This window comes from Synechococcus sp. CBW1006 (assembly GCF_015840525.1).
Taxonomy (GTDB): domain Bacteria; phylum Cyanobacteriota; class Cyanobacteriia; order PCC-6307; family Cyanobiaceae; genus CBW1002.
This window is the reverse complement of record NZ_CP060396.1, coordinates 3,754,008-3,778,640: the sequence shown is the minus strand read 5'-3', so window position 1 is coordinate 3,778,640 and position 24,633 is coordinate 3,754,008. Positions and strand designations below refer to the sequence as shown.

Sequence of the window (24,633 nt, the reverse complement as noted above, 5' to 3'; positions counted from 1 at the left end):
AGGCCTCAACCAATGCCTTGCAGAGAGGCCAACGATGCCGAAATCGGGCTGTTTGCGGCTCTGATAGCCGCCGATCCGTCTTTTTGAGCCGGAAATCCACTGATGCCTGTGGAAAACTGGCTCGTGGGTTGGTTTTTCAGCAAACTCTTAAAGCTGCCCCCAGATCTCCAGGTAGCGGTCGTCCAGGGGAGCCACCCGCAACCCTGTCAATCCCGCCTGCAGCAGCTGCGCTTCCACCTCGTCGGGGCGGAAGGCCGCGTGCAGCGAAGCCAGGTAATCCCGCTGCAGGACCTCTGGTGCCTGGCCCAGGTGGCGGTGCAGCAGATCCTCAGCGGCAGCCGCTGATTCAGGTCGTCGCAGATCCTTGATGTAGACGACGGTTGCCCCGGGTGCGGAGAGCTGGCGGACCGTGTGCCAGAGCACGGCGGGGTCATGCAGATGGTGGAGCAGGCTGTTGCTGAGCACGGCATCGCAGGCCTGGACCAGATCAGGGCTCTCGAGGTCGGCACACGGCAACACAAGATGGCGGAACTCCAGATTTCCCCCGAATCGTCTGTCGCTGGCCCTGGCTCCGCCGGTGCTGGCAGGGCGCGCGTTGTCACCGGTTGCGCTGAGGTTCTCGCGACTGTCCAGCCGTTCCCGGGCGATCGCCAGCATCGCCTCCGCCCCGTCGAGGCCCACCACATGGGCCTCGGGATACTGCTCAGCCAGTAGGAAGCTGATGTTGCCGGGCCCGCAACCGAGGTCCACCAGGCGATCGGGGCACCGGCCTGGGGTGAGGGTTGTCAGGATTTCGGCGAAACGATCGACCACCAGCCTGTCGGTGGCAGCGAAATCGGCCGCGGCATAGGCCGTTGCCTGGGCCGGTTCGTCCATCAGCTCCGGCTCAGGCCGCCGCGGCATGGGTTCGGGATCGGGGCTGGGCATGGCGAACACGTTTGCGAAGAGTTTCCAGCCTGCTGCGTCAAACGCCAGGCAACATCCGCTGTTGGTCCGCCGCGGCTGATCGGACCTGACCACTGCCACTGGTGCAGGGCGAACCTTGATGGCCCCACCAGTGGCGTTAAGGTGGCCATCAAGTACCTGGCCTCAGCAGCGGTGACCCTCACCCCCCTTCGCCCGGAGTCGCTCCAACGCAGCGATCCCCAGTCTGTGGCTGCCGGTGCGGCGGCGGTTGAACGTGGCGAGGCTGGTGGCCGGCAGGGGCAGTGCGAGGCTGATTTCCCCGCCACCGCTCCCGCGGCCAATCCGGTTTTCTACCGCACCTACTCCCGCAAGACGGCCACCGGTCGCGAGAGCTGGCATGAGGTGGCCGAACGCAACCTGGCCGGGCTACGCAGCCTCGGAAACCTCTCAGACGAGGAAGTGAGCCTGCTGCGTCGGATGCAGCAAGAGCAGAAGGCCTTGCCCTCCGGTCGCTGGCTCTGGATCGGAGGCACCGACTGGATCGAGCAACCGGAAAACTTCTCCGGTGCTTACAACTGCACCTCCACCAATTTGGTGGATTGGGAGGCCTTCGGTCTGATGATGGACCTCGCCATGATGGGCTGCGGCACCGGCGCCATCATTGAGCCCCGCCTGATCAACCGGTTGCCGGCGGTGCGCAACCAGTTGGTGATCACCGGCGTCAGTGACATTGGCGCCACTCCTGCGGGCCTGCGGCAAGAGACCACCAGCCACACGATTGAGGGCAACAACGTCCACATCCGGGTGGGCGATACCCGCCGCGGTTGGGTGGACAGCTATCAGCTGCTGCTGGAACTCTGCAGTGACCCGCGCTTCGGTGAGTGCGAGCAGGGCGGCACCGTCGAGATCTCGGTCGATCTCTCCGATGTGCGTCCCGTTGGTGAAACCCTCAAGGGCTTCGGCGGCATGGCCAATCCGGTGAAGTTGAAAGATCTCTATGGCCGGGTGGCCAAGATCCTCAACAATGCCCGTGGCCGCCAGCTCAGCTCGGTGGAATGCTGCCTGCTGATTGATGAGGCGGCGGTCACGATCGTGGCGGGCAACATTCGGCGCAGTGCAGGCATGCGCCAGTTCGCCGCCGATGACCTGGCCGCGGCTGGTGCCAAGGAGAACCTGTGGCAGCAGGATGCTGCCGGCAACTGGCGGATTGATCCCGAGCGTGATGCACTCCGGATGGCCAACCACACCCGCGTCTTTCACACCCGCCCCAGTCGTGAGACGGTGCTGGAGGCGGTGACCAAGCAGTTCCACTCCGGCGAGGGTGCCATCCAGTTCGCGCCTGAGGCGATCGCCCGCTCCAACGCCGATCTGCTGCACACCCCGGAGCTGCGCAGCGAGTTCATTGAGATCTATGTGGATCAGGGCCGCGAGGAAGCCGGTCGCTGGCTCACGTTGCACCACCCGGAGATCAGCCCGGCGGAACTGGAGCATCGCCTGGGCCGCTACGGCCTCAATCCCTGCGGTGAAATCCTCGGCGACGATTTTCACTGCAACCTGGCTGAGATTCACCTCAACCGCATCGATCCGGCCGACCACAAGGCCCAGGAGGAGGCCTTCACCGCCGGCGGCCTGGCTGTGGCCTGTCTGCTCAACCACCGCTTCGAGGTGGAGCGTTACCGCCAGAGCCGCGCCTGGGATCCGATCGTGGGGGTCAGCTTCACCGGCCTGTTCGACTTCTTCGTGCACGCCTTCGGTACCCCCTGGCTGAACTGGTGGGAGGCCGGCCGTCCGGCCACGGCCGAGGGGCTCAGCTTCAAGGCCCAGGAGGCCGCTTACCTGGGCCGCTGGAAGGAGATCGTCAATCAGGCGGTGTGGGACTACTGCGATCGCCACGGGATGCGCCGCCCCAACCGCTGCACCACAGTGCAGCCAGCCGGTACCAAGAGCCTGCTCACGGGTGCTTCCCCCGGCTGGCATCCGCCCAAGGCCCAGCGTTTCATCCGCCGGATCACCTTCCGCAAGAATGATCCGGTGGCTCTGGCCTGTATGGATTATGGCTACACCATTGTCCCCAGCCAGAGCGATAAGGATGAGCAGGGCCGGCTCCTGGATGATCCGTTCGATCCCCGCTGCACGGAGTGGCTGGTTGAAATTCCCACGCAGGTGAGCTGGGCCAATATTCCAGGTGCCGATAGCGTGGAGATCAACAACTTCTCCGCCTTAGCCCAGTTTGATTTCTATATGCAGGTGCAGCAGCATTACACAGCTCATAACACTTCGGCTACCGTTGAATTTCGTGAGCATGAAGTCGTACCTTTGGCTAATGCCATCTTCGAGGCGATTGAAGAAGGAAAAGGGTATATTTCTGCAGCTCTTCTGGCGCGTTTTGATGCCAATGCTACCTTTCCAAGATTGCCATTTGAACCGATTGACCATGCCACCTATGAGCGATTGCAAATTGAGGTGGAGAACCGTCGCACCACTGCAGATTTCTTTGAAGCCCTCCGGCGTTACGATGGCGGTGAGCTGATGGAAGCCGGTCCTGCAGGTTGCGATTCTGATAAGTGCCTGCTGCCACTTGCCTAGCCGGCTGCATCCTAGCCATTTGGCTCATGGTGTGTCCGAACCTTTGGGAGCCATGGGTCCATAGGAATAGCTGTCTCAAAGGAGATGGCCATCTAAGATCAATCTCTTTCCGGCCAATGAATTAATCTATCACCCTACTTGTCTTTTCTCGTTATGATGCCTCAAAGCGATGAAAAACACATCGGTTTCGGCCAGTTTGCTTGGCTTCGTATAGAGCGGTATCGGCTCTTGTGAATGTTTCAATATAAGTTTCGCCGGGTTCGTGTTCCGCTAGCCCGACACTCATCGTGACCCGAAGTTCATGCCCATCGGTGGGTATGCTTAGATTTCGGACTTCTAGTAAGATTCGATCGACTATCTCTTGACTTTGCGTGGCTGTACTCCCAACAAAAAGTGCGAGAAATTCTTCGCCGCCCCAACGCGCGCAAAGATCATATTCACGCATACTCCGTCGCAAGGTTGAAGCCAGCTTAATCAGCACCTGATCTCCTATATCGTGTCCATAGGTGTCATTTACTGCCTTGAAGAAATCAGCATCAAATATGGCCATACAGTAGGTGGTGCCATGCCTGGATGCACGCTCATCCTCATCTCGACAGCGGTCTGCCATTAAACGGCGGTTGGGGATGCCTGTGAGTTGATCGTGGGTTGCAGCTTCCTTTAGGCTTACATTCATATCCTTCAGCATGGCTTGGTAGCGATCCGAAATCTTGATCACACGTTCCAGCCGGCGCAGCTGCTTGTCATAGCGATGCATCAGACTCAGCTCTTCTGAAGAAGCGGCTGAATGGCTGTGATCAGATGCAGTGACGTGCTCAAGCTTCGCTAACTGCATGGCCATACGTTGCCAAAGCTGCTCCAGGGCGGCATGCAAGGGATGGCCATGATGCGATTCATCATCCAAGAGCTGTTGTATCAACAGCTCAAGTTCATCAACCTCCTTGCGAACCATGGTAATCAGCTCTCTGTGGTCAAAAGAATCTCAAAGGGAAAAGAATAATCTTCTTTGAATTCTTCTCCTAGTTCTGCTGATCGGGGATTGCGACAGTCATAAAGCCAATGAACAGAAACATCACCTCCTTCGTCGTAACTTCTCTGAAGAAGATCAAAGATATCAATCATTGCGCGTATGCTGCTTGTGTTTAGATAGTTAAGCTTGAGGTCGACTCTGAGCGGCGCTGATATTATTTGTAAATATTGCTCCACCCAAGAGATCACTTGGTCAAACAGTTCGTACGTATTCTCTGGATAGGATTCGCCGGTCATAACAGGAGCCCTGCGTTCCAATCAGCGTCGATCGCAGGCGTTGACTGGCTGGCGGGAAGGCTCATGTTCAAGCCGGTAGGAGAATTCATAGGCACTCAGATAATGGCGCGGATAGTGAAGAAAGCTCGTCCGTCGTCCAGCAAGTCAAGGGTAGCTTCCAAGGGGCGGGAGGCGATCCTGGAGATTTGAATCAAGCCAAGGCCCGCACCGGTGACAGAGTCTTCCTTGCGTGGCTGGCGCAATTGTTGTTTGTAGAGCGCTTTCAACTCTATCTTATCAAGTGAGGCAAGCTTTTGGATCCGCTCCAACAGTTTGTTCCCATCGGCACGCTCAATGACGTTGCCAGCCGAAACAGAATAATGCGATTCATCCGTTGCGGCAATGACCACGGTGGCTGAAGCATCTTCTTCATTGTATTGACGCGTACTCATATAATGACGGATGTTTTGACTCATTTCTACGTACACACTGAAGACATCAATTGCTGCCGTTTGGCTAGTCTGTATCGATTCGATATGATTTTTTAGCGCGAGGCCAATTTCCCCGATAAGGCTACGCGAAATAGGACCATTAAAGCAAATGAAAATGCGTTCATTGCAAAAATAATGGCGTAACGTTGATAGATTGTGAATGGAGATGGTCATGGTAGATTCAGATTCAGCTGCAGATATGGAGCGACTGGGCTTGACGGTTCCAAGTCATGAATAAATAAGCAAAAAGCACAGAAGCAAATGAACATCAAACTCTATGGCAGGCGGAACGACAAGACGGTAACATCGTCTCTTTGAGGAAGATTTCCTCGAAAATTGGCTAAGCTCTCAGAAAATGCATGGCGTTGATCTTCTAGAGGCTTGTCAGCATGTTGGAGCAGCCAAGAGGAGAAACGTTCACTGCCGAGCCCAAAGCCATGATCACCTCCAGATTGATCTAGATATCCATCGGTGGTTAAATAGTATGTGAATCCCTGGATGAGCTTGATGTCATGATCTTGAAAATTTCCAGGATGACGACCGCAGATGGCGCGATTGTCACCCTTCTGCTTGTACACAGTATGCGTTCAGGGGTCGGGACGCCCCACCGCACGAATGCAAGCCTGATCGCTCACCGCTGAGCGATCAGAGACTCTTCCTTGTCCTTTCTTCTGCCTTCAGGGATCGCTCAGCAGTGACGGCATCACCCCATCGCGGTGATGGGCGATCCAGGCCTGCTCCAGGAACTCCCAGACATCCCGCCCCTGTTGCCTGAGGGTAGTGGTGACCGTGAGCAGGCGGCTCCGGCAGATCGCACCTTGGCGGGATTGGACTCCTTGACTGATCTTGCGCTGAATATCCGGCGACAATCTGGTTGAGGGGTCGCGCCAAACAGGTTGACCGCTCCTGAGGGGCTCTGCTGAATCCGGTTGCCATGCGCAGGGCACCGGCTCATGCCTGCTCCCCTCACCGCTCAACAGATTGCGCTGTACATGTCCAAACGACGAGCCGGCAGCCGCCAGGAGGTGGCTGCCGCAGCGGCGGGCATTTCGGTGAGCAGTGCCCACCGCATTGATGCTGGCCGCCTCCAACCCAAAGCCGCCAAGCCCCGTGGCCGGCGGCGGCCCGATCCATTGGCTGAGGTCTGGGAGCCCCTGTTGCTGCCGCTTCTGGAGCGCCATCCAGCCCTGACGCCCACCACCCTGCTGGAGCACCTGCAGGAGCAGAAGCCAGATCAAGACTGGAGTTCGCTCAAACGCACCCTGCAGCGGCGGGTGCAGCAGTGGAAGGCCTTGCACGGTCCAGCGCCGGAGGTGATGTTCCCGCTGGCCTACCAGCCTGGAGAGATCGGCTTCTGCGATTTCACCCGGCTGAAACGGGTGACGATCACCCTGCGCGGCGAACCATTTCCCCACCTGCTGTTCCACTACCGCCTGGCCTGGAGCGGCTGGGCTTATGGGCAACTCATCCATGGTGGCGAGAGCTTTGTCGCCCTTTCAGAAGGGCTGCAGAACGCCCTGGCCGCCTGCGGTGGGGTGCCCAAGGAGCTGCGCACCGATCGACTGTCGGCCGCCAGCCGCAATCGGGATGGCAGCTACGCCCTCGACATCACCCCCCGCCACCAGGCGCTCTGCGCCCACTACGGCCTCAGTGCCAGCCGCAATAACCGCGGCGTGGCTCACGAGAACGGCATCATCGAGGCTCCCCATGGCCATGTGAAACGTCGGCTGGAGCAGAAGCTGATCCTGCGGGGCAGCTGCGATTTCGAGGAGCCCGCCGAATACGCCCAGCTGCTCGCTGAGGTGTTCTGTGCCCTCAACGCCCCCCGGCAGCAGCGTTACGAGCAGGAGCTGGAGCACCTGGGGCCCCTGCCGGCCTTCCGCTTTGCCGACTACGAGCTGCTCACAGTGCGGGTGCGCAGCACCAGCACGATCGAGGTGCGGCAGGTGATCTACTCAGTGCCGCCCACCCTGATCGGCCGCCAGGTCATGGTGCGGCTGCACCACGACCGGCTGGTGGTGTTCCTGGGCAGCGACTGGGTCTGCCAGCTCCCCCGCCTCTATGGCGCCTCTGGTGGCAAGCGGGCCTGGTGCATCGATCTGGAGCACCTGATCGATGCCCTGCGGGCCAAGCCCCGGGCCCTGCTCCATTGCCGCTACCAGCGCTACCTCTTCCCTGATTCCCGCTGGTGGGACTTCTGGCAGCAACTCCTGGTCGGCGGTGACCGTGACGCCGCTGCCCGGCTGATGGTCGAGGCCCTGTATGTGGCGGTGCGGGTGGCCTCCTATGCGCTGGTGCTCGCCTTCCTGGAGCAGGCCCAACGCCGCCAGACCCTTTCGCTGTCGGCTCTGCAGCAGCGATTCCGCGTTCCTCCCCGTTGCCAGAGCCTCCCCGATCCCGCCATCCCCCAACACCTGCTGGCTACCTATGACCACCTCGTCCCCATGCCCGCGCTCTGCGGCGGTGGAAGCGGCGCTGCCGCTCCTGCTCAAACAGCTGAAACTGGCGCGCTTCCGCAGTCACTGGCAGCCGCTGGCCGATCAGGCTGATGCCCAGGGCTGGAGCCCGGGCCAGTTCCTCTACGCCCTCTGTGAGCAGGAACTGGAACAACGGCAGATTGCCCGCCAGCAACGCCTGCTGCGCGGTGCCCATCTCCCGTGGCAGAAAGGTCTCGATGGCTTTGACCACCAGCACCTCGAGCCCCACCACTGGCAGGAGCTCCAAGGCCTGACGCGGCAGACCACTTGGCTCCTGCAGGCGGAGAACCTGCTGCTGTTTGGTCCCAGCGGTGTGGGCAAGACCCACCTGGCCATTGCCATCACGATGGCAATGGCGGCGCAGGACCAGGCCTGCCGCTTCTTCCCGGCCACCACGCTGGTGCAGCTGCTGCAGAAGGCCAAGGCGGCCTACGACCTGCCGGCGATGCTCCAGAAGCTCGATCGCTATGCCCTGCTGGTGATCGACGACATCTCCTACGTGCGCCGCAGCGAACTGGAGACCTCGGTGCTGTTTGAGCTGATCTGCCACCGCTACGAGCGGAAATCCCTGCTGGTGACCAGCAACCAGCCGTTCCGGGAGTGGGACGACATCTTCCCGAGCGGATCGATGACCGTGGCCGCGGTGGACCGGTTGGTGCACCACTGCCACATCATCGGGATCAAGGGCGAGAGCTACCGGCAGAAGGCAGCTGCCGCAAGGGTTTCCAAGGATTCCAGCAACCCGCCAACGTAATTGACGCGGACGTCATGGCCGCCACGATCAACGGCAACACCGGCCCAGCCCGGCAAAACCAAGGCGGCGACACGAAAACTGGCCCTCTCGCCATGAGATTGAGGCCAGAACCACAACTTGATTGACGCGCCACGACAGCCATGGGCACGATCGAGGCCCCATCAGGATTTCAGGCCTGGTGCCGCAGCAAAATTCAACCGGCTCACCGGTCAACCTGATTGGCACAAGCCATCAACCTGATTGACACGGGACAGCTGAATCACCGATTGGCGCAGGGCACGTTCTGCGGCGTTGTTGGTGGGCTCTATTCCCTCGTTCTCCAGGAAGGTCCACAACCCACCTGTCACCTTCTGGAGCTGCTGGCACGTGCGCACTGTGCTGGCCCAAGGCGTTCGCTCGCCGCGCTGGTAGCCGAGCTCTACTACCCGCTGCAGCGTGGTCTCAAAGGTCTGGCGGATCGGCCGGCAGCTTTGCTGCAAGGCGGGCCAGTCAATCTTTCCCTCCTTGTAGCGGTGCCAGTGGCCAAACAGCTGCTGCTGCAGGCCCAGCAGCTGGGCTCCGAATTCAGCGCTGGCGCCCGGGCGTTCGGCGATGGCCGTCAGGTCGCGGATCAGGTGCGCCCAGCACAGCTGGCGCTGCTTGGTGGGCAGGTGGTTGTAGGCCGAGAAGCGATCGCTCACCACAATCCCGCCAAAGGCGTTCCCCAGCAGCTCGATGGCAGCGGTCGTCGATCGACTCAGCCCTTGCACAAATACCGTCACCACGGCGGTGACCATGACCCACTGCCAGCCCCGCTTTCCAGTGGGATTGTTGCCGTCGGCATTGCCGGTGGGGGCGCCAGTTTCATCTACGTAGGCCACCGGCTGCACGCGGGCAAAAGCAAGGGCCTCCTGCATGGGCTGCTCCAGTGCTGCACTCAAGCGCTGGCGGACCCGTGCAATCGCGCCGCGGCTCATCTCCACTCCTACCAGCTGCTGGAGCAGGGCCTGGGTCTTGCTGAAACTCAACGGAAAGGCACTGCCCAGCAGGCCCACCAGTGCACTGAGCCTTGGGCCGTAGTGACTGGCCTCCACATCCGCCGGCAACGAGGCGCAGGTGCTGGTGGAACAGCAGGGGCAGACCAGGCGATGCAGCCGGTGCTCGATCACCAGCGGGGTAATCGGCGGGATCTCGATCACCTGATGGCGCAGGGGATCGAGATCCTCTCCCTGGAGCAAGGTGCCACAGCGGCGGCAGGCATCAGGGTGGTGATCCACCACCTGATCCACCCGCTCGATCGACAGCAGCTCTGGTCCGGATCCGGGATGGCCCTGCTGGCCGCCCCGCTTGCGGCCACTGCCCTTGCGCCGTTCTGGCGGCTTAAAACCCAGACCATCACTGGAGGGAGGTTTGGATGAGTTGCGAGAGCTGCGTCCGATCCGCTCACGCAGGTTTGCCAACTCGGTGGCCAAGGAGGTGAGTTGGCCGCGCAACAGCTCGATCTCCTGCTGCTGGGCGTTGATCAGCGCTCTGACGCTGGCGGGAGTTTCCAGCCAGTCGGCTTCTGGAATTCCAGCCGGATGTGCGGTCATCACAGGCGGGTCTCTACCTGAGATGCAACCGGAAATCAAGCTGTCGTCAAGGGTTCAGCAGGGCCGATGTTCGCCGCGAGCTGTCACGCCCCCTGAACGGATACTGTACACATTGGTGCCATTACTCCAATAGAGTGAAATCTTGGCACCTGCGAATCGTATCAAGCCGTTCGAAAAATCAATTAAGGCTAGACCCATATCCATGCTAGTGGCAATTGCTCGGCTCAGCTGGGCATCACTCAGCAGGCTGCGCATTGATGTATCAATTGCCATCAACAAGGCCGCTGGCGAACTGATTCCAAGATCTTGTACCGAGCGATCTACCCCTGCCCTGGCCATCATCGTCATCATGGCTCCTGGAACGCCATGGCCGGCACAATCAGCTACTCCGACCAGGGTACGATCGGCTTCGGTGTGGAGAATGTAGTAATCACCACCAACGGTGTCACGAGGCTGCCAAAGGATGAAATGCTCGTCGCCAAAAACATCTCTAAATTGTCGATCTGGCAGAATTGAGCGTTGGAGTAATCCTGCGTAACGGAGGGACTCGGATATTTTAGAATTTGCATGGACTAACTTATTGTTGGAGGCCTCAATTTCGCTGAAGGCTTGACGCATCTTTGATAGTAAAATATTAAACCTGTGAGCAAGGAGGCTGACCTCGTCCCTTCCTCTTACGGTGAGATAGACTTCATCGTTGGTATTGCTTTCAATCTTGCGGGTTTCTTCTACAAGATGTGCTAATGGCGAGACGATTCTGGCAAAAATAATACGATAGGAAATGATGGCAAGTGCTGACAAGATCATTGTCAGGAGGAGCGAAACGTAGATCGATGAATGCGCTCCCGCTTCCCCTCTTAGTAAAGTGAAGTTATATATGGTCAAATAGGCCAAGACGCCGCCGTTGATCGTCGCGATCAAGGTGAAACTCTTCTGGATCGATAGATGCTTTTGGGTGGCCATCAAGCTCCGACAGATGTCTGCTCCGAGTTGGGCGGGGGAGGTGACCCGCGGGTTTGAGTAAACGACCTAAAGAATGGTAAGGGAATTGGAGCTAGGCCGACGTTTGGAACCATGGCGACTGAAACAGCAGGTGACGGTGCCAAAGGCGGTTCCGCCGGTTGAGGGAAATGACTATGGGATAATGGGGAGGCGTTCGTACGGCGGACGCTGGTCCGCATCTCGCGGCGGCCCAAGGAGGGGTGGTCGAGTGGTTGATGGCTCTGGTCTTGAAAACCAGCGAGGTGAAAGCCTCCGCGGGTTCGAATCCCGCCCCCTCCGTTTCTGAATTGGCGTTTCGGGATTCAACAGAGTGTTGAGGCGCCTACTTATATGATGTCTTTGACTTGAATGTTCAAGCTTTGCTTGGTATATAAGAGCTCCTTGCTTTTTCCCTTTCGCCATAGGACTTGATCACAGCGATTCCCATCGAGCCTTGTGGCCTCCAATGTCACACGATGCGATTGTTCGGGATCTCGGCTGTGTCCCTCTCGCCTCCCTGTGTCTGTGCCCGGTAGCGGCCTCAGGATCGACTGATCGTTCCAGTGATGCTTACGAACACAGATTAGGGGAGAATAATCGCATAGGGGAAGCAGGTGAAAGAGAAGTGGGGGTATGACATTGCGGCTGCGGACCGTCGTGATGGATCGCAGTCCGTGATTCAGCGTTTCAGACGGCCACCGTTGCAACGGGCTTGTCTGTTGTGCGCAGGGTCCCGTCGGTTGGCGTTAACCAATTCGGATCGTCCAAGGCAGCGTGAAGGATATCCATCACCTCCAATACCTTGGCTGTTTCGAGAAGGTCAATGCTGAGCGTTTCGGCAAGATGCTCAAGGATCAGCTGCTCCTGTTCGAGCAGCGGTCCATCAGAGCGCATGATTTCTGCAGCCATGGCATAGGCGGTGTGCCGTTGTCGCGGGTCGAGAACGCTGGCTGCCCGCTCCATCAGTCCTTCAGCTCCGAGCCGACGTAATTCGGCTAGAAGGTCATCCATCAGCGCGATCATCTGGGCTTCGCTGCGCTGGTTGTAAGGAGCTCGGTAATCCAGCAGGTGGCGTAGAGAACGGGTGCCGGCTCGCGTGAGACTACCGTCCCATGAGACAGCAGCCAGGGCAACGGCTGCAAGCGCAGTGGGGGAATCCATGGAAAAGTCCGGGGAGGTCTGCTCCATCACCAGTCAGGACCCCATCTCACTTCGGTCGCCAATGCAACAGACCAGGCTGACCTGTCATGCAGATTTACATCGGCTGAACCGCCGCTGTGCGAATTCGCTCACGTTGAACAGCTATCGGATGACATTGATACAGTTCAAGCAAGTGATCACAGTCTGCCGACCATTAGGCCAGTGACTTTGTAGGCCATCAACTTTGGTGCGATGAGTCTCAGTCGAATGATTTGGAAGGACACTGCTTGCGAATGCCGCCGTAGAAGAGTCCGTTGAAGCGATCTTCCCCCAGCTTTTCGACAAAATCAGCCTGCTTGGGGTACTGGCCGAAGATGAATCCGATCGCCATGCCTTCGTAGAGCCCTCGGTCGTAATCAGTCATCCGGCCGGGATTTTCGCTCTTCATGCTGCCGCAGTAGAAGTCCACGGCCTGGCGTACCAGGAATTCGTTGTCGGCGGCCTCGGCCGTTGCCGCGGGACTCAGGAGAAGGGCGAGGGCCGTGGCCAGCATGGGAGCCATTCTGTTCAGCAGCGGTTCCCGTCCGCCAGTCCCAGACTCTGCAGCCTGCTGGCCCATTGTTGCTGCGTTGGAGCCAGTTGCGTGCATGTCATTCAAGGCTGACTCCCGCGTGAATCCGGAGATCTTCCCATGCATCCCCAATCGGCTGCAGCCTCAGTTGGCTGTTCTTTCAGATGGATTCGCCTTGCTTGAGGGACTGGCCAGAGGACTGGCCGGTTCCTGTTCGGCGGGAGGGTCGACCAGCAGGGGAGCGGCGAACATTTCCAGCAGGCGATTGGTGCCGGCGGTGAAGCGGCGGATTTCGCGCAGCGCTCCCACCAATTCCGGTGTGGTCTTCTGCAGCACAGCATCCACCCGGGTGGAGGTCTGGCCCACCTCCGCGCCCGTTCGCTGGTAGGCGCGCAGGGTGTCGCGGGTCACGGCTGCCGTGCTGCCGGTCTCGCGGTTGAGGGTGCCGGCCAGGCGGCTGACGTCGGCAAGGGTGCCGTTGAAGCGGCCGATGGCGCCGGGAAGGTCTTTCTCGACCACCTTGACCGTGCTCTGCAGGGTGCGATCCAGCTGCAGACGGGTCTGGGCCAGCTCCTGCAGAAGATCGGCCACGTCGGTGGGTGGGTCGTAAGGGATCAGAAGATCGGTGCGTGCCAACGCAGAACCCGGTGGGCTGGGGTCGGCCGTAATGGCGATTTCACTGTCGCCGATCACCCCGGGCCGGGTGCCGTAGGCGCGGCTACGCGGACCGAGCAGCGAGCGGTAGCGCTCCACGATGCGCAGATCCACGGCCACCACACCATCAGGTCCGAGCTGGACCCGATCCACCCGACCGATCCGATAGCCGGAGAGGGTCACATGCACGCCTGGCCAGATGCCGGTGGCGTCGCGGGTGCGCATCCGGGCTTCAAAGCTGTTGCGCCAGCGGAGCTGCTCCATAACCATGCCCCGCACCACCCAGCCGCCCATCAGCAGGGCGCCGATGATGAACAGCCAGCTCAGGCGGCTGACCACCGGCCGGCGGGGCGGCCATGCCGGCAGCTGGCCGGGGCCGGAAGGCTCTCCTGGGCCGGCGGGAAGGAGCTCTGTCATCGCAGGATTCCGTGGAACGGGTCGATCAGGGTGAGCCAGGCCGCCTCCAGGACGATCACCGCGAGAAAGCACTCCGGAATCGCATCGGCGATCAGGCGGGGCAATTCCTCAAGAGACGTCTGCAGCCGGCGGCCCTTGCGCAGGCAGAGGGCTTCGGCCACCGCGGCGAACAGGGCCGTGCGCAGCAGCGTCTGCATCAGATCACCCGGGCTGATCTGTCCCATCAGCTCCCACAGCTGCCCCGCGTTATCGAGACGGGGTGTGGCCACCACACCGGCCAGCAGGATGGCGCCCACGAAGTAAGGCAGTAGCAGCACCGCCGTGATCATCGCCGCAGTCAGTTCCCTCCAGAGGCGCGGGCCGCCGGCATCGGGCCGTTCACCCAGCTGCATCTGGTGCCAGCGGTGTCGCGCCACCAGGCCCACCCGCAGCGGGGCCGACCGACTGATCCAGATCAGGTTCACACCCACCGGCCCGAAGATCTGCAGGGTGCCCATCATCAGAGCCTCCATGCTGAGGCTGCTGTTCTGGCCCAGGGCGCTCGCGAGCATGGTGGTGAGGCCATAACCGAGCGTGGCCCCCACCAGCACCGCCAGTGGTGCCGCCTCTGCAAGCTCCTGGCGGATCCGCACCAACATCCGATCTCAGGCGGCGTGAGGGCGCCCCACGATGCCACAGGTGCCCGAGCCACTGATCAGGGCGGTGCCAGGGGGGGCAGAAAAAGGGTCAGCGGAGCTGCAGCTGGCTGGCATAGGGCCCCAGCTCGTCGAGGCAGGCCCGGCCGCAGTGGCAGCCAAGGCTGAGCGCGGCGGCCAGGGACCAACCGGCGGCCAGACCGGCGCTCACGCCGGCGGCGAAGCTGTCCCCGGCCCCGTAGCTGTCGACCACGGGCCGCAGCTGGGGCAGCGCCTGGAAACGTCCGCCTGGTCTGCAGTGGCCACCCGCTGCGCCTTCGGTACCGATCCAGATGGCCGGGGCTGGATCGATCGCGTCGTCCGGCAGCTGCTCGCCAGGGTCGAGGGCACTGCCGATCAGGGCATCGAGGGCTACGCCCGCCTGCTGGAGCACCGGCAGTCGCAGCCGGGGCGTGGCCGCCAGCCACGCCGCCCGGCGAGCCAGGCGCAGGGCCTCCGGATCGGCTGCGGTGACGAACACGCCCCGCATCGCCGCCAGCCGCTCCCAGGGCAGGGGATCGCTGGCCTGGGGGGCGAGTCGCTCGCCGATCACGCAGATGCCGCGCTCCCCGCTGGCATCGGTGAAGCTCACGCCCCGGCGGGTGGGGGCATCGCGCCAGGCCACATGCAACTCCAGTCCCAGGGCTTCGAGCCGTTCGGCAGCCTGCTGGCCGATTCGATCGCGTCCGAGGGCGGTGAAGAAGGGCACGCGGGCTCCGGTGAGGCGGGCCAGCTGCACCGCCACCACGGCCCCTCCGCCGGCGGGTTCCTCTGCGAAGGCGTTGGCGTGCTGAATCAGTCCGGGACGCGGCCATCGCGTCACTCCCAGGAAGCTCACCATCTCCACATGGCCCACCACCGCCAGGGGCAGGCCGTCGGGCAGCGATGGCAGTTCTGCGAGCGGCAGGACAGTGAGCGGCAGCGGTTCGATCACGGGGCCGTGGTTTGCTGGTTAAGACCGACGCAGCATCGAACCTGGGCACCCATGGCCTGTCCTTCCTGCGGCAGCTGGGCGGTACGCGCCGATCGCAGTCTGGCTGGCCGCATGGTGTGTGGCCGTTGCGGCCGCCCCCTCACCGGCACGGTGGTGGAGCTGGAGCAGCACCGCCGCCGGCGTCGCGGCTGGATGCGGTTGTTGCCGCGCCTGCCACGACGCAACCTGAGTCGGCGCTGGTGGGCTCTGATCGCCCTGCTGGCGATCTCAGCCCTGCTGGCGACGCTTCCTGAGCAGCCTTCGCGCCCCCGCGCTCCCTCCCCGATCGGCACCCCCGATGCCCCCCTCTTCTGACCTCAGCTCTACCCCAGCCGCCTGAGGCCCAGCCACCGAACGGCTGACTGTGGCACCCCGATCAGAAGGCGGCCACCGGCAGCGTCACACCTTGCTGCTGCAGGTGCACCTGGCGGCGCATCGATTCACCGCAGCTGCGGGGGGTGGGAAAGATCTTGCCGGGATTGGCGAGGCCCTCGGGATCGAAGGCACGGCGCACCAGTTGCATGGTGGCCAGATCGTCGGGGGCGAACATCCAGTCGAGATAGCAGCGCTTGTCGTTGCCGACGCCGTGCTCGCCGGTGATGCTGCCGCCGGCCTCGATGCAGAGGCGCAGGATGTCGGCTCCGAGCTGTTGCACCCGGTCGCTCACGCCAGGTTCGTCGGCCCGGTAAAGGATCAGAGGATGGAGGTTGCCGTCGCCGGCGTGGAACACGTTGGCCACCGGCAGCCCGTACTGGCGCGCCAGCCGCTCGATCGCCGCCAGCACCGAGGGCAGGGCACTGCGCGGCACCACGCCGTCCTGCACGTAATAGGTGGGGGTGATCCGGCCCACTGCTGCAAAAGCACTCTTGCGGCCCTTCCAGAGCAGGGCCCTGTCGGCCTCATCGGTGGCCTGGCGGATCGTGCGGGCGCCGGCCTGGCGGCAGAGCGAGCCGGCCAGCTCCACCGCCGCGCTCACCTCCCGCTCCTGGCCATCGAGTTCGACCAGCAGCACCGCCGCCGCATCGCGCGGGTATTCATCGCGGCCGAACAGATCGTCCACGGCGTTGACCGTGAAGTTGTCCATGATTTCCATGCCGGCCGGCAGCACACCGGCCGCTGTGACCAGGCGGACCGCCTCCCCCGCCGCCTCCATCGAGGCGAAGTCGGCCAGGAGCACGGCCACGCTCTGGGGAGCGCGTAGCAGCCTCAGGGTGATGGCCGTGGCGATGCCGAGGGTGCCTTCACTGCCGATGAAGGCGCCGCGCAGGTCGAGTTCGGGCTGTTCGGCCAGGTCACCCCCCAGGCGGGTGATCGTGCCGTCCGGCAGCACCACCTCCAGAGCCAGCACGTGGTTGCTGGTGACGCCGTATTTGAGACAGTGCACCCCGCCGGAGTTCTCGGCCACGTTGCCGCCGATCGAGCAGACCACCTGACTGGAGGGATCGGGGGCGTAATAGAAGCCGTCTCCGGCCACGGCCCGGGTCACCCAGCTGTTGATCACACCGGGCTGCACGGTCACCTGGCGGTTGTCGAGGTCCACCTGCAGGATCGAGCGCATGCGGCTGGTGGCCACCACCAGCGCCTCCTGTTCAGCCACGGCACCGCCGGAGAGGCCGGTGCCACTGCCCCGGGCCACGAAGGGGATCTGCCCCTGGTCGCAGAGGCGCAGCAGCGCCGCCACCTGCTCGGTGGTCTCGGGCAGCACCACCAGGGGTGGCTGGTGGCGATGCAGGGTGAGCCCGTCGCTGTCGTAAGCCAGGAGTTCCTGGCGCTGTGCCACCACCGCTCGCGCCGGCAGGATGCGGCGGCATTGCCGTTCCAGAGCGGCCCAGTCGATCGTCACACGCCCCTGTCAGCCACCAAGAACTTACCGAGGCTGCACGCGGGGGTTCCGTTCTGGGTCAGGATGGGGGTCATTCCTGCGGTGTCGGGGAACACGACCCGTGGCAGCTTCCTCAGAGAAGCGCCACCAGATCGCTCCTGTCCGCTGGATTCTTCCACCGTTTTCGGACTCCGCCTTGACCTCGGCCTCCACCACGGCTCCAGCATCGGCTCCGGCCCTGAACACCACCCGTTCGGAGGAGCTCTTCGCCGCCGCCCAGACGCTGATGCCCGGCGGTGTCAGTTCGCCGGTGCGGGCCTTCCGCTCGGTCGGCGGCCAGCCGATTTTCTTCGATCGGGTCAAGGGCGCCTACGCCTGGGATGTGGACGGCAACCGCTATGTCGATTACATCGGCAGCTGGGGTCCGGCGATCTGTGGCCACGCCCATCCCGAGGTGATCGCCGCCCTGCACGAGGCTCTCGACAAGGGCACCAGCTTCGGTGCCCCCTGCGCCCTGGAGAACCAGCTGGCGGAGATGGTGATCGAGGCCGTGCCGTCGGTCGAGATTGTGCGCTTCGTGAACAGCGGCACCGAGGCCTGCATGTCGGTGCTGCGGCTGATCCGGGCCTTCACGGGCCGCGAGAAGATCATCAAGTTCGAGGGCTGCTACCACGGCCATGCGGACATGTTCCTGGTCAAGGCCGGCTCCGGTGTGGCCACCCTCGGCCTGCCGGATTCCCCCGGGGTGCCGCGCAGCACCACCGCCAACACCCTCACCGCTCCCTACAACGACCTGGAGGCGGTGAAGCAGCTGTTCGCCGCCAATGCCGGCGAGATCGCCGGCGTGATCCTGGAGCCGGTGGTGGGCAACGCCGGCTTCATCACCCCCGAGCCAGGCTTCCTCGAGGGCCTGCGCGAACTCACCAAGGAGCACGGCGCGCTTCTGGTGTTCGATGAGGTGATGACCGGCTTCCGGATCAGCTACGGCGGCGCCCAGGCCCGGTTCGGCGTCACCCCCGATCTCACCACGATGGGCAAGGTGATCGGCGGTGGCCTGCCGGTGGGTGCCTATGGCGGCCGGGCCGACATCATGGCGATGGTGGCCCCAGCCGGTCCGATGTATCAGGCCGGCACTCTCAGCGGCAACCCCCTGGCGATGACCGCCGGCATCAAGACCCTGGAGCTGCTCAAGCAACCCGGCACCTACGAGCGGCTCGAGACGATCACCAAGCGCCTCTCGGACGGCATTCAGCAGGGCGCCCGCGATGCCGGGCTGCCGATCACCGGTGGATCGATCAGCGCCATGTTCGGCTTCTTCCTCTGTGAGGGGCCGGTGCGCAATTTCGAAGACGCCAAGGCCGCCGACACGGTGCGCTTCGGCAAGCTGCACCGCGCCATGCTCGAGCGGGGCTTCTACCTGGCCCCCAGCGCCTTCGAGGCCGGCTTCACCTCCCTGGCCCACAGCGACGCCGACATCGACGCCACGATCGCCGCGTTCCGCGAGTGCTTCGCGGCGATCGCCTGATTCAGAGCGTCAGTCTTTGTCGGTGGCGCCGAAGCACACCATCAGGGCATCAGCCCAGCTGTTGATGCCCTCAAGGTGGTGATCGGGGGTCTCGGCCACGGCGCGGGCCTGCTCCCGTAGCAACGTGGTCTTGGAGATCGTGTCGCCCTGTTCCGCAGCGATCGCCACCACCTCGTCGAGACCGTTGGCGGCGTGCACCTTGTCCCGCAGGGCAGGGTCAGCGGCGAGGCGGGCGGTGAAGGAGCCCAGGGCGGCCAGGGTCATGGCGGAACAGGAGAGGACGGCCCCAGCATGGCCAAGGATTCGCTGCTCGACCGGTTACCCCGCGCGACCGTTGCATCCGCTCCACTGCTGCGCAGCTTGTCACTGCGTCGCCTGACCGCAGCCGGTGACATGGAACAGACTGATCCGGATGGCGTGAATAGGTTGCGCCCAGTGGCTGTGCGTCGATGGTGAAGGAACGCTTCTTCCTGGAACTCGAGCCCGCCGACGCCAGCCTCAAGGATTGCCCGCACGTGGTGATCGTGGGTGGAGGCTTCGCCGGTCTCAAGGCGGCCCACGTGCTGGCCCGCCAGCCGGTGCGGGTCACGCTGATCGACAAGCGCAACTTCAACCTCTTCCAGCCGCTGCTTTACCAGGTGGCCACGGGCCTGGTGTCCGAGGCGGATGTGGCCTCACCGCTGCGGCAGATGGTGGGGCAGGCCCCCAACGTGCAGGTGCTGCTGGGGGAGGTGGTGGATCTCGATCCGGTGGCGCAGGAGGTGGTGTTCAACGATCGCCGCTACCGCTACGACCACCTCATCCTGGCCGCCGGATCGGGCAGCACCTACTTCGGCCATGAGGAGTGGCGCCCACTGGCGCCACCGATGAAGATCCTCGAGCACGCCGATGAGATCCGCCGTCGCCTGCTGGAGGCCATGGAGGAGGCGGAGCAGACCCCCGATCCGGAGCGCCGCCGCCTGCTGCAGTCTGTGGTGGTGATCGGCGGCGGTCCCAGCGGCTGTGAACTGGCTGGCTCTGTGATCGCGCTGATGGGCCATGCGATCGCCCGGGATTTCCGCCAGCTCGATCCGGCCGACACCCGCGTCACCCTGGTGGATCCTGGCGATCGGCTGCTGCGGGCCATGCATCCGAGCCTGTCGAGCAAGGCGGGCGACTACCTGCGCAACGTGGGGGTCGAGCTGCTGCTGGGCGGGCGGGTGCAGAAGATCGAGGCGGACCGGGTGGTGGTGGGCACGGCCGCCGGCGAGCAGATCCTTGAGGCGGCCACGATCTGCTGGACCGCCGGTGTGCGTGCCTCCCACCTGGGCCGGTTGTTGGCGGAACGCTGTGGCTGCCCGGTGGATCGGGGCGGCCGGGTGGTGGTGGAGCCGGATTTCTCCGTGCCGGGACACCCGCAGATCCGTGTGGTGGGAGATCTCTGCTCCTACAGCCACACCGCCGATGGCAAGCCGCTGCCGGGCATGGCCGGCCCCGCTGTGCAGATGGGCGGCTGGGTGGCCCGCGATCTGCTGGCGATCAGCCGCGGCAGTCGCCAGGCCCCGTTCCAGTGGCTGGATCTGGGCAGCATGGCGGTGCTGGGGCCCTTCAATGCCGTGGCCGACCTGCGCGGCCTGCGGGTGAGCGGTCCCATCGGTTGGCTGCTCTGGGGCCTGGCCCACCTGGCCTTCATGCCGGACAGCGAGAACCGGCTGACCCTGCTCACCAAATGGCTCTGGCAGATCGCCACCCGTGAGCGCGCCTCCCTGCTGATCACCGGCCGCGCCAATCAGCACCTGCAGGTGGAGGTGGGGCTGGAGCGGCGAGAGGCGCAGGGGAAGGCCTCCAACGCAGCGGAAAGCAGCCCAGAGGCTGCAGGGTGAGCGGGTTCTCCCTACGGTGGCGGCAGATCCGGGCCACCCCCTGAGCGCCATGGAGCTCACCATCCTTGAATGGCTGCCGGTGGCCCTGCCGGCCTGGCTCGCCACCGCTGCTGTCTGGCTGGCTGGGGATTCCGGCTTGTTGCCCTGGGCCCTGTTGCTGCTGCGCCTTTTCCTGGGGGTGGCCTTCATCCGCCACGGCTGGCCCAAGCTTCGCCATCTCGATACCTGGGCGCGAGCGCTGAACACGCCGGTGTGGCTCTGCTTCCTCTCCGCCTTCTCGATGTGGGGCTCGGGCATCGCCCTGCTGCCGGGGCTGTTCACGCCCCTGGCGGCCCTCGCCATCCTGGTGTCAATGGCCTACGCGATGGTGCTGGAGATCGCCAAGGGCACGCCCTTCATCGCCCCGGATCCCTACCAGATTCCTCCCGGTGACTACGCCGGGCCCGGGGGGGTGGGGGAGCCGCCCAGCTGGGAGAAGGCCGCCGTCTATGTGGTGATGGCCCTGGTTCTGATCTGCAGCGGCGGCGGTGCCCTGTCGCTCGACAATCTGCTGATCGCCGACCTGATCGAGGCGGCCCTCGACTGAGCCCATGCCCGCGTCGCTCCGCTTCTGGGTGTATGGCCCCTGGGCCGCCTCCAGTCTTGTGGCGGTCCTGGCCGTGCGTCTGCTTCGCGCCGACGACGAAAGCCTCCACCCCCATGGCTGGGGCCTGGTGGGAAGCGCGATGATCTGCTTCTCGATCGGCTGTGTGGCCAAGCTCTCCTGGGAGCTGGCCCGGGCCAATCAGCGCCTGGCCGAGGAGCGCCGGATGCTCGAACGTCTCACCTCCCGCTGATCCCCTGCCCGATGCTCCCGAACCGGTTGCTCCTGGTGGTCACCCTGCCCTGGCTGGCGGCGGCTCTGGTGGTGCTGCTGGCCCTGCGGCAACGGGACACCAGCCTCCGCTGGGACTGGGGGCTGTTCGGCAGTGGGGCCATCTGTTTCTCGATCGGCTGCCTGGCCCGCACCAGCGCGATGGTGGCCGGAGCGTCCCGCGATGGCTCCAGCGGCCCTGGCACGCCGCCGCGGTCGTGATCGACGCTGGCGGGAAGGAGTGCCACCCTCGCCGCCGCCGTGGCTGGTTGCTGTCCGGGCTGATCGCACAGGTGCTGATCGCACCAGTGCTTCTGGCCCCGGGTCTGGCGGAGGCGGGGCGCGCAGGCCTGCCGCCCCCCTCGGAGCTGTTGCTGCGCAGCCTGGAGCGCTTCGAGCGAGATGCCGCTGCCCTGGATCAGGTGGTGCCCGCCGATGCGGTCGACCCCGCCGCTCCGCCCGGCCCGGCCGGTGGCGATGGTCTCAGCCCCGCCGAGCGGGGCCTGCTTGAGCAATTGGCCGCCCCGGCAGCGGCAACGATTCCAGCCGCCGCCGCTGCCGTGACGATCGAGCAGGAGGCGCGCCTCAGCCTGCCCGTTGCCCTGGCGCTGGCCCTGCGCAACAGCCCGGCCCTGGCCCAGGAGGTTGCCAGCGTGCAGGAGCGCCGCCAGTGGCTCCGCTCGGTGCGCGGCCGCTTCTGGCCGGAGCTGTGGCTGGAGCTCGGCGGCGGCGGCCGCCAGATGGCCAGTTACAACAAGGTGTGGCAGGACAACGCTGGTCTTTACCCAGCCGGATCCCCCTTCCTGGTGGATCCAAACGGCTGGAACCGGATCCGGGAAAACCGGCTGCTGGGCACCGCCGCTCTGGCGCTGCGCTGGGACCTGGTCAACTTCGAGCGGGGCGCGGCTCTGGCGGAGAATCGCCAGGAGCTTGAGGCCGCTGAACACCGCTACGCCAACCGTCTGCGCCAGCTGCAACTGGAGGTGAGCCTCAGCTTCTATTCCCTCCAGCTCGCCCAGCAGCTGCGGCGAATCCGCCAGGCCGTGGTCGAGAGCGATCGGGCTGTCTTGGCGGAGGTGATCGCCCTGGAGGGCAGCGGCCTGGTGCCCCGGCTCGAGATCGGCTGCGGGCCGAGGCCTCCCTGCAGCAGAGCCGTTTCCGGTTGGCCCAGACCGAAGCCCAGTGGCGCAGCCGCCAGCGCCAGCTCAGCAACCTGCTGAACGTGCCCTTCACGGTGACGCTCACCACACCGGAGGCGGTGCGGCTGCAGCCCCCCTGGCCCCTGGATCTGGAGCGCACCGTGGTGGCGGGCTTCCGCGATAACCCGGAACTGCTCGCCCTGCAGGCTGCCCGTCAGGCCCTGCTGCGCCAGGCCGACCGCCGTGCCGCCGAGTTGCTGCCGCAGTTGCGCCTCTATGCCAGGGCCGGCTACGGCGAGGGGATTGCGGACAAACCCGAGATCGAGCTGCGCGGCTGCTGCGCGGCCACCAACATCCCGCAGCTCTATCAGCAGAACGGCGCCTGGGAGGCGGGGCTGGAGCTGCGCTGGCGCCTGTTTGACGCCGGGGTGAGCAGCGGAGCCGCCGGAGCGAGCCGAGCTGCCGCTGAACGCACCACCCAGGCGCTGGCCGAGGGGCGCAATGCCATTCGCCAGCGGGTGGAGGCCGCCTTCTTCGAACACCGCGCCGCCCTTGAGCAGATCCTGGCGGCACGGGCCTCCTATGGCTCCGCCCGCGAGGCCTTCCGGGATGTGCGGGCCCGCTACCAGCTCGGGCTGGCCAACTACACCGATGTGAGCGACACGATCCGCCTGCTCACCCAGGCGATGGAGGGGGTGGCCGAATCGATCACCCTGGCCAACGGCAGCTACGCCCAGCTGCTGCGGGAGCTGCTGCCGGTTCCGGATCAGCCCGGCGCCCCGGTGTCGTTGCCGCTGGTGCTGCCGGCCGCTGCCGCCGGGGAGTCGACAGGCTCCTGAGGCCCCTGCGGCGCCCTGGAGCGCTGGACGCGCCGCGTCTGCCAGGCCAGGAAGCGCCAGAGCAACAGCAGCAGCAACACCGCAAACCAGAACCACACCTCCGGAGCGTTGGCATGCAGCAGCACCACCAGCAGGGCGATCTCCACGATCAGCAGCGGCAGTTCCCGGCCCAGCGGCGAGTTGGACAGCTTCATGGCAAGGATCCCTTCTGGCGCAGGGCCGGCACGTCCTGGCGCTCCTGGCCGAGGTTGCGGTAGGAGCCGGTGAGATCGCGGAACACCGGTAGGAGATAGCTGATCGGCGTGCGCCATTCCACGTAGCCATGGGCCCGCAGGGTGAGCCCGGCCCGGATCGGGAACACCGTGCTGCCGCGTGAGAGGGTCCAGCGGTAACCGGCAGAGCTGGGGGCCGTGCTGTCGGGGTCAGTGCTGTTGGGGGCCGTGCGGTCGTCAGAGTTGAGCAGGATGTCGACCCGCATCACCGGGCCGCCTCCCCCCAGCGCCTCGGCCAGCTGGGGATTGCCCAGGGTGGTGTCGATATCCTCCCGGGTGGCCGGCAGCAGCCCCACCTGCTTCACCTGGCCGGTGATCCCCCCGAAGCGGCCTCGCTCATCCCAGTCGGGCACCACCTCCATCGGCAGCGGCGGCCGCAGCCGGCGGGCATCGGCCGGGGCGAAGTAGGCCACGGCCTTCAGGGGGCCCTCCTCACCCTCGGCCAGGGTGCCGAGCCGCTGGCCCGGTTTGACCGACTGTCCCCGCACCACCTGCAGATCCAGCAGGGTGCCATCACGATCCGCCAGCAGGGTGCTCTCGTAGGCCAGGCGGGCACGCAGCACCCGCAGGCTGCGGCGACTGTCCTCGATCCCGTAGCGGCGCCGTTGCCGCTCCGTTTCGATCTCGAGCTTCACCTTCTCGAAGGCATCAAGGGCCTCCTTCTCGCGGATGCGCACGGTCTCGATCGCCACCGCCAGCTGGGTGCTGCGGTCTTCGGTGGCCACCACCTCCTCGGCAAGGGGGGCGACCACCCGTCGCTGGGCCAGCAGCTGGAAATCGGCCGCCTTCTGGTCGTAGGTGCGGCGCAGCGCCCCCAGTCGCTCCTCCTCCCGCCGCAGGTTGGCCAGCGCCGTGTCCCGCACCCGCCCCGCCGCCGCCAG

The 24,633-nt window shown here is 64.2% G+C and carries 28 protein-coding genes and 1 tRNA gene; 12 read left to right on the top strand and 17 right to left on the bottom strand.

The features are described 5' to 3' along the window. Positions 1-147 precede the first annotated feature (147 nt). Entirely contained in the window at positions 148-927 is a 780-nt protein-coding gene (locus H8F26_RS18685; protein WP_231597967.1) for a trans-aconitate 2-methyltransferase, read from the bottom strand. A 171-nt stretch (positions 928-1,098) separates the two neighbouring features. Between H8F26_RS18685 and nrdJ the strand changes: the two genes are divergently transcribed. Then, a complete protein-coding gene (nrdJ, locus tag H8F26_RS18680) occupies positions 1,099-3,492 on the top strand; it encodes a ribonucleoside-triphosphate reductase, adenosylcobalamin-dependent (protein ID WP_197159348.1) in 2,394 nt (797 codons plus the stop codon). A 151-nt stretch (positions 3,493-3,643) separates the two neighbouring features. Here nrdJ and siaD read toward each other — a convergent pair whose 3' ends face one another. The 5 genes from siaD to H8F26_RS18655 form a co-directional block, all read right to left on the bottom strand. Continuing rightward, on the bottom strand, positions 3,644-4,444 hold the full coding sequence (siaD, locus tag H8F26_RS18675) for a biofilm regulation diguanylate cyclase SiaD (RefSeq protein WP_231597966.1): 801 nt from the start codon (positions 4,442-4,444) through the stop codon (positions 3,644-3,646). 5 nt (positions 4,445-4,449) lie between these two features. Further along, a complete protein-coding gene (gene siaC, locus H8F26_RS18670) occupies positions 4,450-4,758 on the bottom strand; it encodes a biofilm regulation phosphoprotein SiaC (RefSeq protein WP_304623199.1) in 309 nt (102 codons plus the stop codon). 95 nt (positions 4,759-4,853) lie between these two features. After that, on the bottom strand, positions 4,854-5,402 hold the full coding sequence (gene siaB / locus H8F26_RS18665; RefSeq protein WP_197156473.1) for a biofilm regulation protein kinase SiaB: 549 nt from the start codon (positions 5,400-5,402) through the stop codon (positions 4,854-4,856). A 101-nt stretch (positions 5,403-5,503) separates the two neighbouring features. Then, entirely contained in the window at positions 5,504-5,806 is a 303-nt protein-coding gene (locus H8F26_RS18660; RefSeq protein ID WP_197156471.1) for a PP2C family protein-serine/threonine phosphatase, read from the bottom strand. 99 nt (positions 5,807-5,905) lie between these two features. Then, a complete protein-coding gene (locus H8F26_RS18655; protein ID WP_197156469.1) occupies positions 5,906-6,097 on the bottom strand; it encodes a hypothetical protein in 192 nt (63 codons plus the stop codon). Positions 6,098-6,181: 84 nt separating this feature from the next. On the opposite strand from H8F26_RS18655, the gene istA reads away from it, so the two are divergent. Both istA and istB read left to right on the top strand, forming a co-directional pair. Continuing rightward, positions 6,182-7,777: an IS21 family transposase gene (istA, locus tag H8F26_RS19765; RefSeq protein ID WP_231605172.1), complete on the top strand. Its 1,596-nt coding sequence runs from the start codon at positions 6,182-6,184 to the stop codon at positions 7,775-7,777. Continuing rightward, positions 7,692-8,459: an IS21-like element helper ATPase IstB gene (gene istB, locus H8F26_RS18650; protein WP_231598236.1), complete on the top strand. Its 768-nt coding sequence runs from the start codon at positions 7,692-7,694 to the stop codon at positions 8,457-8,459. Before istA ends, istB begins: the two co-directional genes overlap by 86 nt. 209 nt (positions 8,460-8,668) lie before the next feature. On the opposite strand, the gene H8F26_RS18645 is transcribed toward istB, so the two are convergent. Beyond that, positions 8,669-10,030 (bottom strand): IS66 family transposase, encoded by a 1,362-nt coding sequence (locus H8F26_RS18645; RefSeq protein ID WP_197156467.1) that lies wholly within the window; start codon positions 10,028-10,030, stop codon positions 8,669-8,671. A gap of 54 nt (positions 10,031-10,084) precedes the next feature. Further along, positions 10,085-10,993, bottom strand: a complete 909-nt coding sequence (locus H8F26_RS18640) for a SpoIIE family protein phosphatase (RefSeq protein WP_197156464.1) — start codon at positions 10,991-10,993, stop codon at positions 10,085-10,087. 233 nt (positions 10,994-11,226) lie between these two features. Between H8F26_RS18640 and H8F26_RS18635 the strand changes: the two genes are divergently transcribed. Then, positions 11,227-11,311, top strand: a tRNA-Ser gene (locus tag H8F26_RS18635). Positions 11,312-11,698: 387 nt separating this feature from the next. On the opposite strand, the gene H8F26_RS18630 is transcribed toward H8F26_RS18635, so the two are convergent. From H8F26_RS18630 to H8F26_RS18610, 5 genes are all read right to left on the bottom strand, one after another. Continuing rightward, entirely contained in the window at positions 11,699-12,199 is a 501-nt protein-coding gene (locus H8F26_RS18630) for a tellurite resistance TerB family protein (protein ID WP_370594652.1), read from the bottom strand. A gap of 211 nt (positions 12,200-12,410) precedes the next feature. Next, positions 12,411-12,704 carry a hypothetical protein gene (locus H8F26_RS18625; RefSeq protein ID WP_197156462.1) on the bottom strand — a complete coding sequence of 98 codons (294 nt, stop codon included), beginning with the start codon at positions 12,702-12,704 and terminating at the stop codon, positions 12,411-12,413. A 162-nt stretch (positions 12,705-12,866) separates the two neighbouring features. Continuing rightward, a complete protein-coding gene (locus tag H8F26_RS18620) occupies positions 12,867-13,793 on the bottom strand; it encodes an MlaD family protein (RefSeq protein WP_197156460.1) in 927 nt (308 codons plus the stop codon). After that, entirely contained in the window at positions 13,790-14,431 is a 642-nt protein-coding gene (locus tag H8F26_RS18615) for an ABC transporter permease (protein WP_197156458.1), read from the bottom strand. The genes H8F26_RS18620 and H8F26_RS18615 overlap by 4 nt, the downstream gene beginning before the upstream one ends. An 88-nt stretch (positions 14,432-14,519) precedes the next feature. Beyond that, the gene (locus tag H8F26_RS18610) at positions 14,520-15,398 is read right to left on the bottom strand and encodes a PfkB family carbohydrate kinase (RefSeq protein ID WP_370594719.1); all 879 of its coding nucleotides are present in this window, start codon (positions 15,396-15,398) and stop codon (positions 14,520-14,522) included. A 54-nt stretch (positions 15,399-15,452) separates the two neighbouring features. Here H8F26_RS18610 and H8F26_RS18605 point away from each other — a divergent pair, with 54 nt between their 5' ends. After that, a complete protein-coding gene (locus H8F26_RS18605; protein ID WP_197156456.1) occupies positions 15,453-15,755 on the top strand; it encodes a hypothetical protein in 303 nt (100 codons plus the stop codon). 61 nt (positions 15,756-15,816) lie between these two features. Here H8F26_RS18605 and H8F26_RS18600 read toward each other — a convergent pair whose 3' ends face one another. Further along, positions 15,817-17,283 (bottom strand): FAD-linked oxidase C-terminal domain-containing protein, encoded by a 1,467-nt coding sequence (locus tag H8F26_RS18600; RefSeq protein ID WP_197156454.1) that lies wholly within the window; start codon positions 17,281-17,283, stop codon positions 15,817-15,819. A gap of 265 nt (positions 17,284-17,548) precedes the next feature. Between H8F26_RS18600 and hemL the strand changes: the two genes are divergently transcribed. Next, entirely contained in the window at positions 17,549-18,787 is a 1,239-nt protein-coding gene (hemL, locus tag H8F26_RS18595; RefSeq protein WP_231598337.1) for a glutamate-1-semialdehyde 2,1-aminomutase, read from the top strand. Positions 18,788-18,796: 9 nt separating this feature from the next. Here hemL and H8F26_RS18590 read toward each other — a convergent pair whose 3' ends face one another. After that, positions 18,797-19,051, bottom strand: a complete 255-nt coding sequence (locus H8F26_RS18590; protein ID WP_197156452.1) for a Nif11-like leader peptide family natural product precursor — start codon at positions 19,049-19,051, stop codon at positions 18,797-18,799. A 185-nt stretch (positions 19,052-19,236) separates the two neighbouring features. Between H8F26_RS18590 and H8F26_RS18585 the strand changes: the two genes are divergently transcribed. The 6 genes from H8F26_RS18585 to H8F26_RS19755 all read left to right on the top strand — a co-directional run bounded on the left by H8F26_RS18585 (position 19,237) and on the right by H8F26_RS19755 (position 23,480). Beyond that, entirely contained in the window at positions 19,237-20,649 is a 1,413-nt protein-coding gene (locus tag H8F26_RS18585) for an NAD(P)/FAD-dependent oxidoreductase (protein WP_197156450.1), read from the top strand. A 16-nt stretch (positions 20,650-20,665) separates the two neighbouring features. Beyond that, complete coding sequence (locus H8F26_RS18580) at positions 20,666-21,235, top strand: DoxX family protein (RefSeq protein ID WP_231597964.1); 570 nt, start codon at positions 20,666-20,668, stop codon at positions 21,233-21,235. Positions 21,236-21,239: 4 nt separating this feature from the next. Further along, positions 21,240-21,485 carry a hypothetical protein gene (locus tag H8F26_RS18575; RefSeq protein WP_197156448.1) on the top strand — a complete coding sequence of 82 codons (246 nt, stop codon included), beginning with the start codon at positions 21,240-21,242 and terminating at the stop codon, positions 21,483-21,485. 11 nt (positions 21,486-21,496) lie between these two features. Beyond that, positions 21,497-21,724: a hypothetical protein gene (locus H8F26_RS18570; protein ID WP_197156446.1), complete on the top strand. Its 228-nt coding sequence runs from the start codon at positions 21,497-21,499 to the stop codon at positions 21,722-21,724. Between the two features lie 71 nt (positions 21,725-21,795). Then, positions 21,796-22,722 carry a TolC family protein gene (locus H8F26_RS19760; protein ID WP_231597963.1) on the top strand — a complete coding sequence of 309 codons (927 nt, stop codon included), beginning with the start codon at positions 21,796-21,798 and terminating at the stop codon, positions 22,720-22,722. Next, on the top strand, positions 22,665-23,480 hold the full coding sequence (locus H8F26_RS19755) for a TolC family protein (RefSeq protein WP_231597962.1): 816 nt from the start codon (positions 22,665-22,667) through the stop codon (positions 23,478-23,480). Before H8F26_RS19760 ends, H8F26_RS19755 begins: the two co-directional genes overlap by 58 nt. On the opposite strand, the gene H8F26_RS18560 is transcribed toward H8F26_RS19755, so the two are convergent. Beyond that, positions 23,408-23,674: a hypothetical protein gene (locus H8F26_RS18560; protein ID WP_197159374.1), complete on the bottom strand. Its 267-nt coding sequence runs from the start codon at positions 23,672-23,674 to the stop codon at positions 23,408-23,410. The genes H8F26_RS19755 and H8F26_RS18560 overlap by 73 nt on opposite strands. Then, positions 23,671-24,615: an NHLP bacteriocin system secretion protein gene (locus H8F26_RS18555; RefSeq protein ID WP_231605347.1), complete on the bottom strand. Its 945-nt coding sequence runs from the start codon at positions 24,613-24,615 to the stop codon at positions 23,671-23,673. Before H8F26_RS18555 ends, H8F26_RS18560 begins: the two co-directional genes overlap by 4 nt. Positions 24,616-24,633: the final 18 nt, after the last annotated feature.

Coding starts and splice junctions, on each gene's coding strand:
- H8F26_RS18620 (WP_197156460.1), bottom strand. CDS start 13,793: ATGACAGAGCTCCTTCCCGCCGGCCCAGGAGAGCCTTCCGGCCCCGGC.
- hemL (WP_231598337.1), top strand. CDS start 17,549: ATGCCCGGCGGTGTCAGTTCGCCGGTGCGGGCCTTCCGCTCGGTCGGC.
- H8F26_RS18625 (WP_197156462.1), bottom strand. CDS start 12,704: ATGCTGGCCACGGCCCTCGCCCTTCTCCTGAGTCCCGCGGCAACGGCC.
- H8F26_RS18590 (WP_197156452.1), bottom strand. CDS start 19,051: ATGACCCTGGCCGCCCTGGGCTCCTTCACCGCCCGCCTCGCCGCTGAC.
- H8F26_RS18585 (WP_197156450.1), top strand. CDS start 19,237: ATGGTGAAGGAACGCTTCTTCCTGGAACTCGAGCCCGCCGACGCCAGC.
- H8F26_RS18645 (WP_197156467.1), bottom strand. CDS start 10,030: ATGACCGCACATCCGGCTGGAATTCCAGAAGCCGACTGGCTGGAAACT.
- H8F26_RS18575 (WP_197156448.1), top strand. CDS start 21,240: ATGCCCGCGTCGCTCCGCTTCTGGGTGTATGGCCCCTGGGCCGCCTCC.
- istA (WP_231605172.1), top strand. CDS start 6,182: ATGCCTGCTCCCCTCACCGCTCAACAGATTGCGCTGTACATGTCCAAA.
- siaD (WP_231597966.1), bottom strand. CDS start 4,444: ATGGTTCGCAAGGAGGTTGATGAACTTGAGCTGTTGATACAACAGCTC.
- siaB (WP_197156473.1), bottom strand. CDS start 5,402: ATGACCATCTCCATTCACAATCTATCAACGTTACGCCATTATTTTTGC.
- H8F26_RS18630 (WP_370594652.1), bottom strand. CDS start 12,199: ATGGAGCAGACCTCCCCGGACTTTTCCATGGATTCCCCCACTGCGCTT.
- H8F26_RS18560 (WP_197159374.1), bottom strand. CDS start 23,674: ATGAAGCTGTCCAACTCGCCGCTGGGCCGGGAACTGCCGCTGCTGATC.
- H8F26_RS18615 (WP_197156458.1), bottom strand. CDS start 14,431: ATGTTGGTGCGGATCCGCCAGGAGCTTGCAGAGGCGGCACCACTGGCG.
- H8F26_RS18605 (WP_197156456.1), top strand. CDS start 15,453: ATGGCCTGTCCTTCCTGCGGCAGCTGGGCGGTACGCGCCGATCGCAGT.
- H8F26_RS18685 (WP_231597967.1), bottom strand. CDS start 927: ATGCCCAGCCCCGATCCCGAACCCATGCCGCGGCGGCCTGAGCCGGAG.
- siaC (WP_304623199.1), bottom strand. CDS start 4,758: ATGACCGGCGAATCCTATCCAGAGAATACGTACGAACTGTTTGACCAA.
- H8F26_RS18570 (WP_197156446.1), top strand. CDS start 21,497: ATGCTCCCGAACCGGTTGCTCCTGGTGGTCACCCTGCCCTGGCTGGCG.
- H8F26_RS18640 (WP_197156464.1), bottom strand. CDS start 10,993: ATGGCCACCCAAAAGCATCTATCGATCCAGAAGAGTTTCACCTTGATC.